The sequence below is a fragment of the Flectobacillus longus genome (genome assembly GCF_030056705.1).
Classification (GTDB): domain Bacteria; phylum Bacteroidota; class Bacteroidia; order Cytophagales; family Spirosomataceae; genus Flectobacillus; species Flectobacillus longus.
The window spans coordinates 78,488-97,098 of sequence record NZ_JASHIC010000019.1; the positions used below are offsets into that span (position 1 = coordinate 78,488).

The window sequence follows — 18,611 nt, forward strand, 5'->3', positions numbered from 1 at the left end:
GAAAAACAACCGTATCCTAAAGTCTAAGTTACCATCTAACTAGTTTGCTCCCTTTAGAGATACGGTAATTTGTGTCAAAGAATTTTGTTAACTTTTAGTTATCAGCTAAAGTATAAGTTATTGTAATGCTTGACGTTCCTGAAAGAAGGTTTTGATACGCCGAAGCACTTGTAGTTGCAATACTATACGTCAAATTACTACCATCGGTTGCAGCAGTTCCTGTTGCACAACTTGTAATACCAGTGATGATGTCAGCAGCAGTTGTACTCAACGAAGAAATAGTGCTACCAGCACCACCAGCACCTTGTAAATTGGTGGCATTAGGATTAGCTGCGGTTACAGCAATCGTTAGCCCCGCAACAGTTGCTGATGCTTGTACAGATATTTTACGGCTTGTTACTGGAGCCGTCATAATAGAACTATACTGCAAATACAGTGACGTATTGTTGCTTGGCGCTACAATAGGGTCACCGGCTGTACTTGGAGCAGTAAAATTCATAGTTATGTTTTTGCTAGCTGTAGGGGCAATTCTCAGCATTGTGACTGCTGGGATAGTAATACCTATAGTATGCGAGTCAGTTTGACCAATGACTTCGATTTTAGAAAGCAAGAAAAGTACTAAAGCGGATAAGAAGAAAACACGTTGTTTCATGGCTACTTGGTTTTAAATTGTGAAAAAATATTTGATTGACGGTGGTGCTTTAAACTTGAGACATTTACAGCTAAGTGTATAAGTGCTATAATGCGGTTTAAATAACTTTATTGAGGTAGGAGATATGGTATGAAGACGGTTGTTGAAATAAATATATGAGTTTAACGATGCGCATAGTTTTTAGTAGTGAAATAACCGTATTGTCTTGAATTTAAAGGAGTTAATATAAAGGTAGGAGCAGTAATTATGCCAATTATGTAATCAAAAATATTGAATTACACGAACGCAGTAGAGCTGAAAATGACTTTAAAATAAGAAAGAAATAGGATACAATGTGTATCTGTTTTCCTATGATTAAAATACTGATATTTAACTGATTACAGAAGGTTGATTTTTGAGGAAATAAACAAACTGAAGAGATCTTGAGATTAGCTATCGAGGACGAACGACGTATAGAGTAGAAATGATGTAGCTAGAAAAAGAAATTAAACTAAAAAAGAGAACTAGTTTAGCTCTCTTTTTTAGTACTTGACATCTTATTTGCCTCTTGCATTATAGATTTTTTGAAGTCTAGAACCTACAATTCCTGCAAGAACAAAAAGAATGATAAAGAATAAAGCTCCTGAAACACCCATGGTATTTATATTTTAGATTTATGAAAATGAACGGTCAGTTTTGATGCCACAAAGATAAAATTCAAAACGGAAAGTTTCATATATTAACTGCTAAACTTTGGGTAGTTTTTTGTTAAGTTATTAAAAAAAAGTTACCCGAACGGGTATTACCAGTGCTTAACTACAAAACTCCTTTGGTAGATGGAAGAATGTCCAAATCCTTAATTTCTCTTTTAGTTGCCATTTTGATAGCTTTAGCAAAGGCTTTAAAGGTAGCCTCGATTTTGTGATGTTCGTTGTCAGCTTCAGCTTTAATATTCAAATTACATTTGGCAGTATCTGTAAATGATTTAAAGAAATGGAAGAACATTTCAGTTGGAACGTCCCCAATTTTCTCGCGGGAATATTTCGCATCCCAAACCATCCAGTTACGTCCAGAGAAGTCTATCGCAGCATGTATGAGTGCTTCGTCCATTGGCAATAAGAAATAGCCATAACGAGCAATACCTTTCTTGTCACCTAAGGCCTTCAAGTAAGCTTCTCCAAGTGCTAAGGCTGTATCTTCTACCGTATGATGCTCGTCGATATGTAAGTCACCAATTACTTTTACTTTCAAATCAGCGCCAGAGTGTTTAGCCAACTGGTCGAGCATGTGGTCAAAAAAGCCCAAACCTGTTTCGATTTGAGATTTCCCTTTCCCATCAAGATTCAACTCAACCCAAATTTTAGTTTCTTTGGTGATACGCTCTACCGAAGCTTTACGTTCAGGTAAGCGTAAAAATTCATAAATAGTATCCCAATCAGCCGTAACCAAAGCGGTAGCTTCGATATGCTCAGCTTTCTCAATGGTCTTTTCTCCCAAATAAATGGCTTTTGCACCAAGATTAATAGCCAACTGAATGTCTGTTAAGCGGTCTCCTAATACATAAGAATTGGCCAAATCGTATTGTGTAGCATCAAAATATTTAGTCAACATTCCTGTGGAAGGCTTACGAGTCGGCGCATTTTCATGTTCAAACGTACGGTCAATATGTACGTCTGCAAAAATGATATTTTCGCCTGTTAGGGTATCCATCATTTTGTTGTGAGCAGGCCAGAATGTATCTTCAGGAAAAGAGTCTGTGCCTAAACCATCTTGATTGGTCACCATAACCAATTCATAGTCAGTTTCCTCAGCAATTTTGCGAAGATTAGAGATGGCTTTAGGTAAAAAAGCTAATTTTTCTAATGAATCAACTTGAAAATCAACAGGAGGCTCTTGAATGATAGTACCGTCACGGTCGATAAATAAAACTTTTTTCATTGTTTTTGTGATTGCGTCTGAGGATAGGGCCTTTGGAGGTAAAGTTTGAGCTATCCTTTTTATTGAGGCACAAAGTTAAGGTTCATGTTTTGGTAATTAAATTTTTTTCAAAGAATTTCATTTTTTTAACATCTATTTTGCATTAAACAAGTCAACAAGGCCGTTGATAAAATGATTTGATAAGATATTGGAAAATATGCGCCAAATATCAAGGAAGGATTGTATTTTTGAGCAAAAAAATGGAGTTGTTGTGTACCTTATCATACAAACAGTGCCTATTGCTTATCTAAAATCTCGATAGAATAATCTTAAAACATTTGATATGAATTTAATTGTAGAGTTGAAAGAGTTATTAGGAGGAGACATCAGTGTGAAAGCTGCCTCGCTAGTAGGTGAAAAAGAAGACAAAGTAAAACTAGCGATTGAAGCGCTAGTACCCACCATCATAGGTGGAATAATGAAGAGAGCTACTAATGAGGCTGGCGCTACTACATTAATGAATGCTATTCAAAAAGGAGGACATGACGGTACGATTCTTTCTGATATATCCAGTGTTGTTCAAGATCGTGAAAGTTTTGCCAAAGTAGTTGAAAAAGGACACAGTTTGGTAAGTATGTTGCTTCCCGACAAAAAAAGCTCTATTGCTACCTTAATTTCTCAGTTTGCAGGTGTTCGTAATTCATCGGCTACTTCATTACTGGCTTTTGTCATGCCTGTGGTTATCGGACGATTAGGCAAAGTGGCTTCGAGTCAAAATGCAGATAAAAGTACATTAGCTAATACTGTACTTGAGTTAAAGAGTTATTTGTTGGGAGAAACGCCAGAAAATCTCCAAGTAAAAATGATTGATGTTTTGGGATTGGCAACTTTTATGAGTCAGGAGTTAAAACCTGTCCAATTTGCCTCTGGTGCTCCTTTACGTTCTCCTGGTGTACCTGCTCCAATAGCTCCAAAGATATCTGATGATAAAGACAAACTAGTAACTTATTCTAGTAAAAACTATGAGCCCGAAGACGAAGAGCGTCAACCTCTTCCCAAATGGGTATTCCCTGCTAGTATTATTGCTTTGGTGGTGGCAGTAGGAGCTTACTTTTTGGTAAACTATGATTGGCAATCAACATTTTCTAGTAGTCCCGATCAAGTAGATAGTACTCAGGTTGAACAAGTAACAGGCGCTGAAATAGATACAACAGCCTTACCTAAAGATACTGCTGTTGCAAAAGTAGACTCGTCGAATTCTGCGGCTGAAGTTAAATTGACTGCGGTATCATTGCCTAATGGTCAAACAATCGAAACTTTGCCTGGTTCATTTGTAGAGCGTTTTACTAAATATGTAGCAGATACAGCAAGTCGTCCTGCTCAAGTATTTACTTTAGAAAATGTGGCTTTTGAAGGTAATACTGCTACACTTGTGACTGGAGGAGAGAAAAATGTTCAAGATTTGGCGAAAATTATGACTGCTTTTCCAAAAGTTCAGGTAAAAATTACTAGCCATACAGATAATACTGGTGATACATTACAAAATAAAAAATTGTCTTTGAAACGTGCTTTCGCTGTTCGTAATATGTTGGTTACCAATGGTATTAGTGCTATTCGTATTGATTTTGATGGCAAAGGCCCATTTGTTCCTTTGGCATCAAATACCACAGAAGAGGGTAAGGCAAAAAATAGAAGAATTGAAGTGAAAGTGGTGAAGAAATAATACTTCTATCTAATTGAGTGATTAGGTTAAAATTTGTTTATTCGACTTAGGACGTAATGTTAAGCATTTTAAGCCGAATAAAACTCAAGATAGTAATACTAAAAAGCGGTCGAAAAATATTTTTCGACCGCTTTTTTAATGATACTACAATACTATATGACTCATATTTATACGCAAATTATTGCATCTCTAATCACTCAATCAAAACTCACACAATCAGCATTATCTCAAAGCAGTACGATTAGCTTTCCATTGGCTTTTTACCAATTGTCCACCTGTACTCTCTTGATTTTGCACAGTTTTTTTATTAAGAATCAAATGCGCTGCCAAAGCTGCTGCAATAGCCTCTTCATCTGCATCTGGCTCTGTATCTAATACCTCTGGAGTATAATATAGACTGATGAAACGAGTATCGAATTGTCCAGAAAGAAATGCTTCATGACGTAATACAAATTTACAGAAAGGAAGGGTAGTCTGAATTCCAGTGATTTGATATTCATCAATCGCACGAATCATTTTGTCAATAGCCTCATTGCGATCTTTGCCATAAGTAATCAATTTGGCAATCATTGGATCATAATAAATAGGAATAGGCATACCTTGTTCCATACCATCGTCTACGCGTACACCATTGCCCTGTGGACGAACATAAGTCGTAAGCGTACCAACATCAGGCAAGAAGTTATTGCGAGGATCCTCAGCACAAACACGGCATTCAACTGCATGACCATTAATTGTTAGATCTTCTTGTTTGAACGAAATAGGATGTCCTTCTGCAATCAGAATCATTTCTTTTACTAAATCTACTCCAGTAATCTGTTCTGTCACAGGGTGTTCTACTTGTAGACGAGTATTCATTTCCAAGAAATAAAAATCTAACTTTTCGTCTACAATAAATTCTACTGTACCTGCGCCATAGTAATTACAAGCACGAGCTACGTCTACGGCACATTGACCCATTGCAGCACGAATTTCGGGCGTTAATACTGCTGAAGGGGCTTCTTCAACCACTTTTTGGTGACGACGTTGTACAGAACATTCTCTTTCAAAAAGATGAACAATATTGCCATGTTTATCACCTAATACTTGAATTTCGATATGTTTAGGTGAAGTGATATATTTTTCTACGAAAACAGCACCATTTCCAAAAGACGCAATCGCTTCGGATACCGCACGGTCCATTTGTTCGTCAAACTCTTCTTCATTTTCTACCACACGCATACCTTTACCACCGCCACCAGCAGAAGCCTTGATTAGTACTGGATAACCAATGTCTTTTGATTTTTGCTTGGCAACTTCACGGTCGGTTACAGCATCAGGTGTGCCTGGCACCATCGGAATATTGTATTTGGCAACAGCGTGTTTTGAAGAAAGTTTGTCTCCCATAACCTCAATACTCTCAGGCGACGGACCAATAAAAATGATACCTGCATCTGTCACTTTTTTACAGAAGGCTGCATTTTCAGACAAAAATCCATAACCTGGGTGAATAGCGTCAACATTCAAATCTTTACAAATTTGAATGATTTTATCACCTAATAAATACGATTGATTGGATGGGGGAGGACCTACACAAACAGCTTCATCTGCAAATTTTACATGTGGTGCCAAACGATCGGCCTCCGAATAGATAGCAACAGTTTGGATACCCATTTCACGAGCGGTACGCATCACACGCAAAGCAATTTCGCCACGGTTGGCAACGAGGAGCTTATGAATTTTTTTCATTGATTGGTTTCTTCGATTTTGTTTTGTAATTACTAATGTATTAATGCAGAATTATGAGTTGCGAATGTAATTTTTTAATTATCAGTATTTTACATTTAAAATTGATTGAATATTATCTTGCATTGTTATCTAATCTTAAGAATTTTATACTTTCGTCTGTCTTATTTTTTTCCAACTTAAATATTCTGAGGAGGCTCAAATAAGGACTTTAATGTTTCGAGCATTGAAATTATATCATGAACAATATTTCTGGCTTTTTTCATGACCTGAGCATGTTGTTTTTCTAATGATTTTTCATCAAAAAAACGCCATAAATATAACAAGTCATCAAACTGATAAGCAAAATCATCAATTCGATAAAGCGTAAATCTATCCCCCTTTTCGTAAGCTTTATAGATGACTAGATAAAAAGCGCCATCTTTTAAAACATTTTTAACCATATTTTGGCTAAAATCCTGTGGTAACTCCTGATTATCAACCAAAAAGTCTAGGATAATGCTTTGGTCTTCGCAAATGGTAAGTTTACTATTTAGACTCATAGCTCATTAGGATTTTTCAAAGATGGATTCAACTTGAAATCTTACAATTGAAAAAGTGCTGCCTTTACCCAATTTTGATACAAGTTATAAAACGAATCGATAAATATGTATTTAGCGAAAAAAGTTCTTGAAATATTGCAAGTAATACCCAAATCAAGTCTTGTTATTCTTTGTTTAATACAATATTTGGCAGTTAAAAAATAAAGAATTAACTTTGAGATTATTTTAAGATTTTCACTGCGCAAATTTCGCTTATATATTAGGCAGAAAAACCTGTTGCTTTGAAAATAATTGACACTATTCATAAATCTAAAACGCAGATATAAAGTGGATATTTTTGAGAAAGTCGTAAACAACATGGGGCCGCTAGGTTCTTACCACAAAATTGGCCACCACTATTTTTCATTCCCTAAATTGACTGGCGAATTAGGCCCTTATATGAACTTCAATGGCAAGCGTATGCTTAACTGGTCATTGAACAATTACCTTGGTTTGGCTAACCATCCAGAAGTTCGTGAGGCTGACGCACAAGCTTCTGCTGACTATGGTTTGGCTTATCCAATGGGTGCTCGTATGATGTCAGGTAACTCTGATTTGCATGAGGAGTTTGAGCGTCAATTAGCGGAATTTGTAGGTAAAGAGGATGCTTTCTTGTTGAATTACGGCTATCAAGGTGTAATGTCTATTATTGAATGTATGGTTGACCACCGTGACATTATTGTTTACGATGCAGAATGCCATGCTTGTTTGATTGATGGTATCCGTTTGCACAAAGCTAAAATGGGTGCTTATTACAAATTCAATCACAACGATATGGGCTCATTGCGTAAAAACCTTGAGCGTGCTACTAAGAAGGTTGCAGAAACTGGCGGTGGTATCTTAGTTATTACAGAAGGTGTGTTTGGTATGTCAGGCAAAGTGGGTTCTTTAGACGAAATTGTTGCCTTGAAAAATGATTTCAATTTCAGAATCTTAGTAGATGATGCTCACGGATTTGGTACAATGGGTGAAAATGGTCGTGGTGTGCACGAGCACTTGAACTGTATCGAAGGTATTGATTTATATTTCTCTACATTCGCTAAGTCTATGGCTGCTATTGGTGCTTTTGTAGCTGCTCCGAAAGAGATTATCATGTTTTTAAAATATAATATGCGTTCTCAAACTTACGCAAAAGCACTTCCTATGCCTTATGTAATTGGTGGCATGAAGCGTTTGGAGTTGATTAAAAAACATCCAGAATTGCGTGAGAAATTATGGGAAAACGTACGTGCTCTACAAGATGGTTTCCGCAAAAGAGGTTTTGATATTGGAGATACAACTTCGCCTGTGACTCCGGTGTTTTTGCATGGTGAATATGATGTTCTTACAGCAACGTCTTTGATTAGAGATTTACGTGAAAATATGGGTATTTTCTGCTCGATTGTAGTATATCCAGTAGTGCCAAAAGGACAGATTATGTTGCGTATTATTCCTACTTCAGCACACACGCTAGAAGACGTAGAATATACCATGAATCAGTTTGAGGTAGTTCAGAAAAGATTAGCTGAAGGCTTCTATAAAGCACAAGCTGAGCAGTTTAAATCAGTATTAGCATAATTTTAATACGATTTTGTGCTTTTTTCATGCTTTTTTTGATAAAAGAATTTGCATCATGTTGGAAATTGACTATATTTCGGTCGTAAAAAATGCCTACAGACTTCGTATGAGGCTTTTTTAACAATTTATCCAACCTAAATCCAATTACAAATATGAGCAGATTCTCAGAAGTAAAAGACTTGATTTTGTCATTAGAGGGTGACTTCGAAAAGTTCTATGAAAAAGGCAATCAAGCTGCTGGAACTCGTGTAAGAGGTGGCATGCAAGCATTAAAAACTTTGGCTCAAGAGATTCGTACTGAAATCCAAAACAAGAAAAACCAAAGTGAATAATTCAGGCAAATAAAAAAGGCTAGCAGTTTCGATTGCTAGCCTTTTGCTTTTAATAAGGCTCATCATCGATTACTTCGTTGATGAGCTAATTGTCTTCTTAAAACTGCTCTACATTCATTATAGTAGCCATACCATCGGTTGTCTTCTTGTTAGTAGCCACGTCGAATATCTCACATTTGATTTCTGCTACATGCTTTTTCTCATCGATATTTACGACAGTAAACACTGCTTCATAGTCTGTATCTACAAACATGGGGCGTTTAAATTCAGAAACTTGTTTTAAATAAACACTTCCAAAACCAGGGAACTCCGTACCCATTACTTTAGAAAAAATACTCGAAGCCAATGCCCCATGAATAATTGGGCGCTTGAATGGGGTTGTAGCCGCAAATTCAGCATCTAAATGAAGAGGATTATTATCTCCTGATACTTTTGCAAATAAAATTACGTCATCTTGTGTAAAAGAAAACTTATGACGATGTACAGTATTGAATGCAATCATGAATGAAAAGATTTTTTGAATGAAATAGTGCCAGTTTTATGGGCACTTCATTTCTTGATTTTATGCAAATATACTTCGAGTATTTTGATTTAAGTAACAAGAAGTTATTGATAAAGCGTAATCTGCGATTAGAATCATTAACAAAAACTCCTTATGAAGAATGATCCGCAATGATGACCCATTCACCTTTGATTTTTTGCCATGTTAAGGTAAAATGACCACCAATATCACCCTTTTCTGGACGAGCTAGCTCCCATTTTCCTACTAGTAGGCAATTGTCTGGTCCTAGAAAGTTTACTTTGATGATAGTAAACTTCAGAGTACCCATACTGGCTTTGTCAGGATAATTTTTTTGATAACTTGCTAAGGTTTTTTTGTAGCCATAAGTAACCCCGCTTTTCCCAATATACATCAAAGAGTCGGATTCCCAGTAGCCTTTCATAAAAGCGACGACATCGCCACGATTCCAAGCTTGATTTTGTTTGTCTAAAATCTCAAGAATGTTTAGTCGGTCTTTGTTACTTTGTGAAAAACTCATAAAACAGCCTAGGCAAAATAATACCGAGAAAATGAATTGTTTTGTCATGAGAAATAGATAAAATTAGAGTGTCAAATATGAGATTTATCCAAATAGATAGAATACATCCCTTCAAAATTTTGTAGTTTTGAATTCTTATCAATTCAGCTCAAATAAAGATAATTTTTTTTATGAAATTTAAAGAATTTGTAGATAAATATAAAGATTACTATTTGGTAGATGGCCTCATGTATCTTTCTTTTATTTTAATGATTATCTTAATGTTTGTGTTTTTTAGTTAATTCATGCTTTTCGCAAATCAACCATAGAAATACGTATCCAAGAGATTTTGAGTGATTGATTAAAACACTTGTAAATTATAAATTGGGCGAATGTTTCGTAAACTCACATAATATTATGATTTGGTTTGTTTTAAATCCTAAGTCTGGGACTACAACCCCAGCAAAGAGAAATAAAATAATTCAAGCTATCAACAAACAGGCAAATTGTAGATTAATCTTAACAGAATATGCAGGTCATGCAACCGAAATCGCTAAACAGGCCGTTCAACAGGGTATTAGCCGTGTTGTAGCAGTTGGAGGCGACGGTACAGTCAACGAAGTAGCTCGTGGGCTGGTGGGTTCGGACACGGCACTTGGTATTATTCCGATTGGTTCTGGCAATGGTTTAGCTCGTCACCTGAATATACCTTTAAAAATCGATAAAGCGATTCAGTTTGCTATTCAGCAACCTACTGCCCAAATAGATGCTTGTTATTTGAATGAAATTCCCTTTTTCTGTACAGCAGGAGTCGGTTTTGATGCTTTTGTGGCAAACGAATTTGCCCAACAGGATTCAAGAGGGTTGAAGACATACGCTAAAATGTCTTTAAAGTCTTTTCGAACTTATAAGCCAGAGGCGTATGTTATCTCGCACCAAGGAAAAGATTATGCCAAAATGGCTTTTTCTATCACTTTTGCCAACGCCACTCAGTATGGTAATAATGCCTTGATTTCTCCAAAGTCTAAAATCGATGATGGATTAATTGACCTCGTGGTACTGAAGCCATTTCCTTTTGGTGCAGCTCCGATTATCGGTGTACGTTTGTTTAGAGGAACATTGCCCAACTCTCGTTATATTGATATGGAGGTTTCGGAAGACTATGTGCTCAAGTCAGAAAAGCCTTTATTGATACACTTTGATGGCGAACCTTTACAGTTAGATACCAACGAGATTCGGGTATATATCAAACCAAAATCACTGAAAGTTGTGGCTGGAGTAGTGGAGTAGGATAATTTCATTTTAATAGATTCTTTAATAATATGAATTTTCAATCGTTAGTAGCCTCTATCCATAATACTAATAGATATTTGCAGCAGCAGTCTATTAAGGCTGTTAATATTCATATTACGCTCCGAAATTGGCTTGTAGGCTTTTATATTGTAGAGTTTGAACAAAAAGGAGAAGATAGAGCCTCTTATGGAAGCCAGTTACTTCACAATTTAGCAGCTATCTTACAAATCAAAGGTCTTACTGCTCCTGAACTATCTAGGTGTAGGCAATTTTATCATACATATCCTCAGTTAAGTTTGCTTTTACCAACTCGGATTTCTAATGTTTTTTCTATAAGACCAGAATCACCGATATTTGATTCTGAACTGGATTTTATTAAAAATGAAATTTTTGGGTTATCAACCCAAAAATCTACAAACATAATGAAAGAAAGAGAAATAGGGTATATAAAAGAAATATTTAGGTCAATATCCTACACACATTTCACCGAACTGATTAAAATTGAAGATGAAATAAAGAGACAATTTTACGAGCTATTAGTTTTAAAAACACAGGTTTCCGTAAAAGAGCTAAAGCGACAAATCGCAACCTTAACATACGAAAGATTAGGTTTTTCAGAGAATAAAGAAAAAGCATTTGAAGTCGTAAAAAACAAAATAACGCCTCAAAATAGAGAAGATCTTGTCAAATCACATTATTTCTTTGAATTTCTAAATATTTCGCAACCACATCTTATTGAAGAAACTGAACTAGAGCAGGCGTTAATTGAACATTTGCAAATGTTTATGTTAGAATTGGGGATAGGGTTTTGTTTTGAATCTCGACAGAAAAGAATTTTAATAGGAGATGAATATTATTTCATTGATTTAGTATTCTATCATAGGATTTTAAAATGCCATGTTTTAATAGAATTAAAGACTGAAAAAGCAAAACATGAACATATTGGACAGCTCAAAACGTATTTGAATTATTATAAAAAAAATTTTCAAGATAGTAACGATAACCCTCCTGTAGGAATATTGTTGGTTACAGATCAAAATAAAGCATTGGTGGAATATGCAATTGCTGATACAGATAAAGATATTTTTGTCAGTAAGTATATATTACAGTTGCCCAATAAAGAAAAGTTGGAAAGCTTTGTTACCAATGAATTAAAAAAACTGGTACTCTAACTCAATAGGAATCAATTACCATGTCAAAAAATAAAAAAATACCATTAGGAGTTGTCTATTCTACAAATCCTGATTTTGAATATGAATTTGAGGAAAAAGAAGTGGCGGAAACACTTCCTCCTAATCAACAAAATTTGAAAGCCTTACTAGATAAAAAGGCTCGTGCTGGCAAACAAGTAACACTTGTTACAGGTTTTGCTGGTAATGAAGAAGACTTAAATACTTTGGGTAAAAAACTCAAAAATCTTTGCGGTTGCGGTGGCTCTGTGAAGGATGGCGAAGTTATCTTGCAAGGTGATTTTAGAGAAAAGGTAGTTACATGGCTAATTCAGCAAGGTTATAAAGCCAAAAAGGTATAAGAACTCTACTATTGAGTGAATGGTGATTTAGTGAATTTCTTTATGAAATAATCACTCAACCACTAAATCACCATTAACTCAATTAGTAATGTCTCATAAAAATGAACTAGTCCATCAATTCCTTTAAAATCTTTTGTGCTGCAATCGATATGATTGTCCCAGGACCAAAAACACCTTTTACACCAGATTCGTACAAAAACGCATAGTCTTGCGCAGGAATTACTCCTCCTGCAATTACCAGAATATCTTCACGACCAAGCTTCTTAAGTTCATTGATAAGTTCTGGAACAAGCGTTTTGTGACCAGCAGCCAAGCTTGATGCGCCAACTACATGGACATCATTTTCGACGGCCTGTTTGGCAACTTCTTCTGGTGTTTGAAATAGTGGGGTAATATCCACATCAAAACCTAAGTCGGCAAAGCTTGTGGCAATTACTTTGGCGCCACGGTCGTGACCGTCTTGCCCCATTTTTGCCACCATAATACGTGGTCTGCGACCTTCTAATTTGGCAAAGTTGTCTGCCATTTCCTTAGCAATTCTGAAATTCTCGTCGTCTGTCACTTCTGATGAATATACGCCTGAAATTGAACGAATAATAGCTTTGTGGCGACCATACACTTTTTCGAGTGCCATGGATATTTCGCCAAGAGTAGCACGCTCACGAGCAGCATCTACTGCCAATGCTAATAAGTTTCCTTGTTTTGTATTGGCCGCTTCTGTGATTTTTTCTAAAGCTTTTGCTACTTTATCATTATCACGAACAGCTTTTATTTGTTCTAATCTTTGTATTTGAGATAAACGTACTGCTTGATTGTCTACTTCCAAAATCTCGATTGGAGTTTCCTCTGCTAATTTGTACTTATTTACCCCAACAATTATATCTTTTCCTGAATCGATTCTAGCTTGTTTACGTGCCGCAGCTTCCTCGATACGCATTTTGGGCAATCCAGTTTCGATTGCTTTGGCCATTCCGCCTAAACTTTCTACCTCTTCAATCAGTGACCAAGCTTTTTTAACTAATTCTTTTGTCAAATATTCTACATAATACGAACCTCCCCAAGGGTCAACGACACGCGTGATATTGGTTTCGTTTTGAATATACAATTGCGTATTACGAGCAATACGAGCCGAAAAGTCAGTTGGAAGTGCAATAGCCTCATCAAGTGAATTGGTATGCAAACTTTGAGTATGTCCCAAAGCAGCAGCCATGGCTTCCACACAAGTACGTGTAACGTTATTGAAAGGGTCTTGCTCAGTCAATGACCATCCTGATGTTTGACAGTGCGTACGCAAAGCCAAGGATTTATCATTTTTGGGCTTGAACTGCTTCACAATTTTTGCCCAAAGTAAACGACCAGCTCGCATTTTGGCGATTTCCATAAAATGGTTCATACCAATAGCCCAGAAAAAGGATAGACGAGGAGCAAAGTTGTCTACATCCAAGCCCGCCGCAATACCTGTGCGAAGATATTCCAAACCATCTGCTAAGGTATAAGCTAACTCCAAATCGGCGGTTGCACCCGCTTCTTGCATGTGATAGCCCGAAATAGAAATAGAATTGAATTTTGGCATTAATTGAGCCGTATATTCAAAAATATCAGCAATGATTCTCATAGAAGGCTCTGGTGGATATATATAGGTATTTCGCACCATAAACTCTTTAAGAATATCATTTTGGATAGTACCAGATAATTTTTCAGGACCAACGCCCTGTTCTTCTGCTGCTACAATATAAAAAGCCATTATGGGCAATACAGCGCCATTCATGGTCATCGAAACCGACATTTGGTCTAATGGGATTTGATCGAAAAGAATTTTCATATCTTCGACCGAATCGATTGCCACCCCTGCTTTTCCAACATCGCCTGTTACACGTGGGTGGTCTGAATCATAACCTCGGTGAGTGGCAAGGTCAAAAGCTACTGAAAGTCCTTTTTGTCCTGCTGCCAAGTTACGTCTGTAAAAAGCATTGGATTCTTCGGCAGTCGAAAAACCAGCATATTGACGTACAGTCCAAGGTTGTTGGACATACATGGTCGAATAGGGACCTCTAAGATAAGGTGGTAAGCCAGCAGCAAACTTCAAGTGTTCAGCATCGTTGAGATCTGCTTGCGTAAAATATACCTTTACTGGAATCCCTTCTGGAGATTTCCAAAATTTGGTAACATAAGAATCATTAGCCTTGGCTTTTCCTTCTTGTAATTGAATATTTGAAAGATTTGGTTTCATAAAGTCATCAAACAAAATTTGATTTTACTGCTTTGTTTTGTTATTCTTTCCATTAGAAAATTATTATTGAGCCTCAACAACTTCAGATAATCTTTGAGCCCTTAATAATGGTATAGTTGATGATTGAGCTTCTTTTGCTTCATAAACAAACGGCTTTTCATCAAATCTAAACTTGTTCACGCCAATCATAATACGTTTACCCGAAGTAATGGCTTCTTGGCGACTATTATGTGTTTGTGCGATGGTATTTTGAATAAATCCTTTTTCAAATGCCATAATACTACCACCTAATGAATCAACTTCTTGCAAAAGAGTCAATGCTTTTGTCGCTAATTCGAATGTCAAATGTTCAATATAATAGCTTCCAGCCGAGGGGTCATTTACTTTGTCAAGATACGACTCTTCTCTTAAAATAGCAGAAACATTGCGAGCAATTCTCTTTCCAAAGGTCTCGTCTTCTTCAAAGGTTGCATTGTAAGCATGCAAAACTAAAAAATCAGCACCACCAATAATAGCCGACATTGCTTCGGTAGTAGCACGGAGCATGTTGGTATTTGGGGTTAGTGCTGCATCAAAATAGGTTGAAGTTTGAGCCGAAATAGTAACAGGAATTTCAGCTGCTTTTTCGAATTTATATCCTTCAGATAATACTTTTTGCCATAGATATCTAAGGGCACGAATTTTAGCAATTTCAGTAAAGTAATCTGTTCCAATAGCAATGCTAAATTCAATTTTGTTTAGTATTTCATCCAAAGATAATCCAGCTAGGGTAAGCTGATCGACATATTCCAATGCGTTGGCTAGAGTAAAGGCAATTTCTTGCACACTGTTTGCACCAGCATTATGAAATACTTCTCCAGCAATATGAATAGTTTTGAATTGAGGATGATTTTGTACTTTTCTAATAGACTGGACCAAAAGGCTGGTACTATCATTTGATAATGAACCAGTGCTCATCCAGTTTGCCAAATAGTCATCTTGTACACCACCTTTCATCTGATAAGGAATCAAAGATGATAAAATTTCGAGCAATTGTACACTTTGATTTTGGACTTTGAAGAAGACAGGAATCTCCGAAAGCTTGATTTGATGTAATAGTTTTTTGAAGTCAATAGTGGTAATATCTTTTTCTTCAAAATCAATAATGATGCTATTAGCGCCCCATTCAATTGCCTCTAAAATAAGCTGATTCGTTGTTTTTTCAGATGAAAAAATGATTTTCTCGCGATTTTGCCAAGTAGCAGTAGCATGATTTTTTTGAGCACCTTGTACTAGGTCTAATGGGAGCGAAGATAAATCTTCATGGCTGTAATAAGGTTCAATACGCAAGTCGCCTTCGGCTTGCCAAACTAGCGTTTGTTCAAAGTCTTTTCCTTTTAGGTCTTTGATTGCTTGATTTTTCCAGACCTCTTTAGAATGAGGTTGAAATTCTTCAAAGAGTGATGCTGCCATATTGAAAACGGATTTCAAATAATTTAATTTTTCAAAGTTGAACAAATGTAAGGTCTTAGATTTATCTAACCAAAAAATCTCCAAAACTTGATATTCAAAAGGATTTTATTGTATTTTTTATAGAACAAAACTATAGTAGATATAGCTAGTAGATGGCTTTGTTTTTTGCATAAACTAGTAAGCCCAGAAATAGATAACTTATTAAACGGTTGATTAATATGCTGAAATATAGTGTGTTGTATTCTGAGTTTTTTTATAAATTAGTTTTTACTTTGTTTGATAAATATGGCATAATCCCTCAAATAGACAAAACCGCTGCTCAAATAAGATAGCCTAGTAAATTACTGAGGCTAATCGTTTTGAGATTGTTCAAAAAATGATTTATCTCATCCCAATAGCGTTTTTGGATGATAAAATTTACTATTTTTGTGGCTTGATTTGGCACAAGACAAGTCATTGCTTTTTACAAAAAAGTTAAATGCTTAACTACCAGAGGTTTGTGTATAGGACATCTGATTTCGCCATTATTTTAAAAATTTACCCCAACCATGCAAACCGAAACAAGGCAAGTGTGGGCTAAGTGCCTCGAAATTATTCGTCAAGAAGTCAATGAACAGAGCTTCAAGACGTGGTTCGAACCCATAGTTCCTCTTCGAATTCAACATAATACATTGACCATACAAGTCCCAAGCCAGTTTTTTTATGAATGGCTTGAGGAAAACTATGTACATGCCCTTCGCAAAGCGATTGATTATACTTTGGGTCGTCAGGGTATGCTTGAATATTCTATTATAGTAGATAAAGGCGATCGTAAAAATCCACCGATAGCCTTAAATGTATCAAATCAAAAAACTACTACGCCCCCTCCTGTACAAAGACGTCCTGAGCCAACCATTTATGAAAGCCCTTTTCAGTTAAAAGATTTGGATTCATTGGAGTTGGATTCATACTTGAATCCACATTATGTGTTCGATAATTTTGTAGAAGGAGATTGTAATCGTTTGGGGCGCTCGGCTGGTTTGGCTGTAGCACAACGCCCTGGTGTTACTTCTTTTAACCCACTGATGATTTATGGTGGAGTAGGTTTGGGTAAGACACATTTAATTCAGGCAATTGGTAATTATATCAAGAGTACACAAGCCAATAAATTTGTATTGTATGTGTCTTCTGAAAAGTTTGTCAATCAATTTATTAATGCGATTCGTAACAACACATTGCAAGCATTTACTAATTTTTATATGCAAATAGATGTGTTGATACTGGATGATGTTCAGTTTTTGGCTGGAAAAGAAAAAACTCAGGAATCATTTTTTCATATTTTTAACCACTTGCATCAATCTGGTAAGCAAATAATCATGTCTTCTGACCGTCCTCCTCGTGACTTAGCGGGTATGCAAGATCGTTTGCTTTCACGTTTTAAGTGGGGATTGACAGCAGATTTGCAACAGCCTGATTTTGAGACTCGTATAGCGATTATACAAAAGAAATTACAAGCAGATGGAATATACATCAAAGATGAGGTTATCGAATATTTGGCTCATAGTGTAGATACCAACGTGCGCGAAATGGAAGGAGTAATTGTTTCTTTGATGGCACACGCGTCACTAAACCGACGTGAAATTGACATGGATTTGGCACGAACTACTTTGAAAAATATTGTAGTTGATAGCGAAAAAGAAATTACCGTAGATAATATTTTTGATGCAATTATTGCTCATTTTGATGTGACAATGACTGACTTGAAGGGTAAAAGTCGTAAAAAAGAAATTGTATTTCCTCGTCAGGTAGCCATGTACCTAATGAAAGAGTTTACTAATTTGCCATTGAAATCGATCGGTTATCACTTTGGAGGTCGCGACCATAGTACAGTTATTCATGCGGTACAAAATATAAGTGTTTTGATAGACTCAAATAAAGACGTGGAAGGAAGAATACAGAAGCTATATAAGCATTTTAATCGTGTTCGTGTTCGCTCTTAATAGCAAAATATATAGTTTCAAACAAAAAGCTCATTACTAAGTCTAGTAATGAGCTTTTTGTTTTGTTACGATTTGGTTTTATGGACGATTGATGATTAATTTGTTATATAGTTGACTATATACTCTAGAACGTCCTCAATTGACTCAACCTTATTGAAATTTATAATATGATGAATACTCTACCTTCTAAAAAACATTTTGCCAAAATTTTTCTCTTGGTTTTTCACATATCTGTATTCGGAAATTATACTGTAGTGTATGCCTCAGAAGAAGCACCCCCTATTTTGGCAATTGAGAAGTATATGGATAATCCTAAGAAAAAACTTAGGATAAAGTTGGTGTTTAATGAAGAGGAGAAAGATTCAACCACCCAAAAAAAGAGTGTATTTGCCAAAGTAAAAGGGCTTGTAAATGCAATTCTTAATTTTTCGGATAACCCTCCTGTGCGCTTGAAGGTTGGCTATGAAGCTGATAAAGCAAAGAAACAATAAGAGATTAAACTAAATTTAATTTATTTCGGAACATAAATACCTCGCTATCGATAACTTCTACTGACATTTTCGAAAAACCTCCAATTAAAACCTCGTTGCTTTGGCTTAAATTATTAATTTTGCAGACCCATTGTATTGGCTTGAATCAAT

At 36.0% G+C, this 18,611-nt stretch carries 16 protein-coding genes; 8 read left to right on the forward strand and 8 right to left on the reverse strand.

Annotation, left to right across the window (positions count from 1 at the left end; all coding sequences use genetic code 11):
* Positions 1 to 94: 94 nt before the first annotated feature.
* Together QM491_RS14770 and hisB are read right to left on the reverse strand one after the other, a co-directional pair.
* Positions 95 to 652, reverse strand: coding sequence for a hypothetical protein (locus tag QM491_RS14770; RefSeq protein WP_283328255.1), 558 nt, complete (start codon positions 650 to 652; stop codon positions 95 to 97).
* Positions 653 to 1,447: 795 nt separating this feature from the next.
* Positions 1,448 to 2,569 carry a bifunctional histidinol-phosphatase/imidazoleglycerol-phosphate dehydratase HisB gene (hisB, locus tag QM491_RS14775; protein WP_283328256.1) on the reverse strand — a complete coding sequence of 374 codons (1,122 nt, stop codon included), beginning with the start codon at positions 2,567 to 2,569 and terminating at the stop codon, positions 1,448 to 1,450.
* Between the two features lie 322 nt (positions 2,570 to 2,891).
* On the opposite strand from hisB, the gene QM491_RS14780 reads away from it, so the two are divergent.
* Positions 2,892 to 4,271 (forward strand): DUF937 domain-containing protein, encoded by a 1,380-nt coding sequence (locus QM491_RS14780; protein ID WP_283328257.1) that lies wholly within the window; start codon positions 2,892 to 2,894, stop codon positions 4,269 to 4,271.
* A gap of 222 nt (positions 4,272 to 4,493) precedes the next feature.
* Here QM491_RS14780 and accC read toward each other — a convergent pair whose 3' ends face one another.
* Positions 4,494 to 5,999: an acetyl-CoA carboxylase biotin carboxylase subunit gene (gene accC / locus QM491_RS14785; protein ID WP_283328258.1), complete on the reverse strand. Its 1,506-nt coding sequence runs from the start codon at positions 5,997 to 5,999 to the stop codon at positions 4,494 to 4,496.
* Between the two features lie 176 nt (positions 6,000 to 6,175).
* The gene (locus QM491_RS14790) at positions 6,176 to 6,538 is read right to left on the reverse strand and encodes a hypothetical protein (RefSeq protein ID WP_283328259.1); all 363 of its coding nucleotides are present in this window, start codon (positions 6,536 to 6,538) and stop codon (positions 6,176 to 6,178) included.
* Positions 6,539 to 6,865: 327 nt separating this feature from the next.
* Between QM491_RS14790 and QM491_RS14795 the strand changes: the two genes are divergently transcribed.
* Both QM491_RS14795 and QM491_RS14800 read left to right on the forward strand, forming a co-directional pair.
* Positions 6,866 to 8,134: an aminotransferase class I/II-fold pyridoxal phosphate-dependent enzyme gene (locus tag QM491_RS14795; protein ID WP_283328260.1), complete on the forward strand. Its 1,269-nt coding sequence runs from the start codon at positions 6,866 to 6,868 to the stop codon at positions 8,132 to 8,134.
* A 152-nt stretch (positions 8,135 to 8,286) separates the two neighbouring features.
* Positions 8,287 to 8,466, forward strand: coding sequence for a BF3379 family histone-like protein (locus tag QM491_RS14800; RefSeq protein WP_095162445.1), 180 nt, complete (start codon positions 8,287 to 8,289; stop codon positions 8,464 to 8,466).
* Positions 8,467 to 8,563: 97 nt separating this feature from the next.
* Here QM491_RS14800 and QM491_RS14805 read toward each other — a convergent pair whose 3' ends face one another.
* Both QM491_RS14805 and QM491_RS14810 read right to left on the reverse strand, forming a co-directional pair.
* Entirely contained in the window at positions 8,564 to 8,968 is a 405-nt protein-coding gene (locus QM491_RS14805) for a MaoC family dehydratase (protein ID WP_283328261.1), read from the reverse strand.
* Positions 8,969 to 9,119: 151 nt separating this feature from the next.
* Positions 9,120 to 9,554 carry a YybH family protein gene (locus QM491_RS14810; protein ID WP_283328262.1) on the reverse strand — a complete coding sequence of 145 codons (435 nt, stop codon included), beginning with the start codon at positions 9,552 to 9,554 and terminating at the stop codon, positions 9,120 to 9,122.
* A 348-nt stretch (positions 9,555 to 9,902) separates the two neighbouring features.
* Between QM491_RS14810 and QM491_RS14815 the strand changes: the two genes are divergently transcribed.
* Genes QM491_RS14815 through QM491_RS14825 form a run of 3 tightly spaced genes read left to right on the forward strand, consistent with a single transcriptional unit; the run spans position 9,903 to position 12,309 of the window.
* The gene (locus QM491_RS14815; RefSeq protein ID WP_283328263.1) at positions 9,903 to 10,775 is read left to right on the forward strand and encodes a diacylglycerol/lipid kinase family protein; all 873 of its coding nucleotides are present in this window, start codon (positions 9,903 to 9,905) and stop codon (positions 10,773 to 10,775) included.
* A gap of 32 nt (positions 10,776 to 10,807) precedes the next feature.
* Complete coding sequence (locus QM491_RS14820) at positions 10,808 to 11,950, forward strand: PDDEXK nuclease domain-containing protein (protein WP_283328264.1); 1,143 nt, start codon at positions 10,808 to 10,810, stop codon at positions 11,948 to 11,950.
* Between the two features lie 20 nt (positions 11,951 to 11,970).
* Positions 11,971 to 12,309, forward strand: a complete 339-nt coding sequence (locus QM491_RS14825) for a translation initiation factor (RefSeq protein WP_283328265.1) — start codon at positions 11,971 to 11,973, stop codon at positions 12,307 to 12,309.
* A 106-nt stretch (positions 12,310 to 12,415) separates the two neighbouring features.
* On the opposite strand, the gene scpA is transcribed toward QM491_RS14825, so the two are convergent.
* Positions 12,416 to 14,539 carry a methylmalonyl-CoA mutase gene (gene scpA / locus QM491_RS14830; protein WP_283328266.1) on the reverse strand — a complete coding sequence of 708 codons (2,124 nt, stop codon included), beginning with the start codon at positions 14,537 to 14,539 and terminating at the stop codon, positions 12,416 to 12,418.
* A 63-nt stretch (positions 14,540 to 14,602) separates the two neighbouring features.
* A complete protein-coding gene (locus tag QM491_RS14835) occupies positions 14,603 to 15,991 on the reverse strand; it encodes a methylmalonyl-CoA mutase family protein (protein WP_283328267.1) in 1,389 nt (462 codons plus the stop codon).
* A 548-nt stretch (positions 15,992 to 16,539) separates the two neighbouring features.
* Here QM491_RS14835 and dnaA point away from each other — a divergent pair.
* Together dnaA and QM491_RS14845 are read left to right on the forward strand one after the other, a co-directional pair.
* A complete protein-coding gene (gene dnaA, locus QM491_RS14840) occupies positions 16,540 to 17,970 on the forward strand; it encodes a chromosomal replication initiator protein DnaA (RefSeq protein WP_283328268.1) in 1,431 nt (476 codons plus the stop codon).
* A gap of 167 nt (positions 17,971 to 18,137) precedes the next feature.
* On the forward strand, positions 18,138 to 18,461 hold the full coding sequence (locus QM491_RS14845; RefSeq protein ID WP_283328269.1) for a hypothetical protein: 324 nt from the start codon (positions 18,138 to 18,140) through the stop codon (positions 18,459 to 18,461).
* Positions 18,462 to 18,611: the final 150 nt, after the last annotated feature.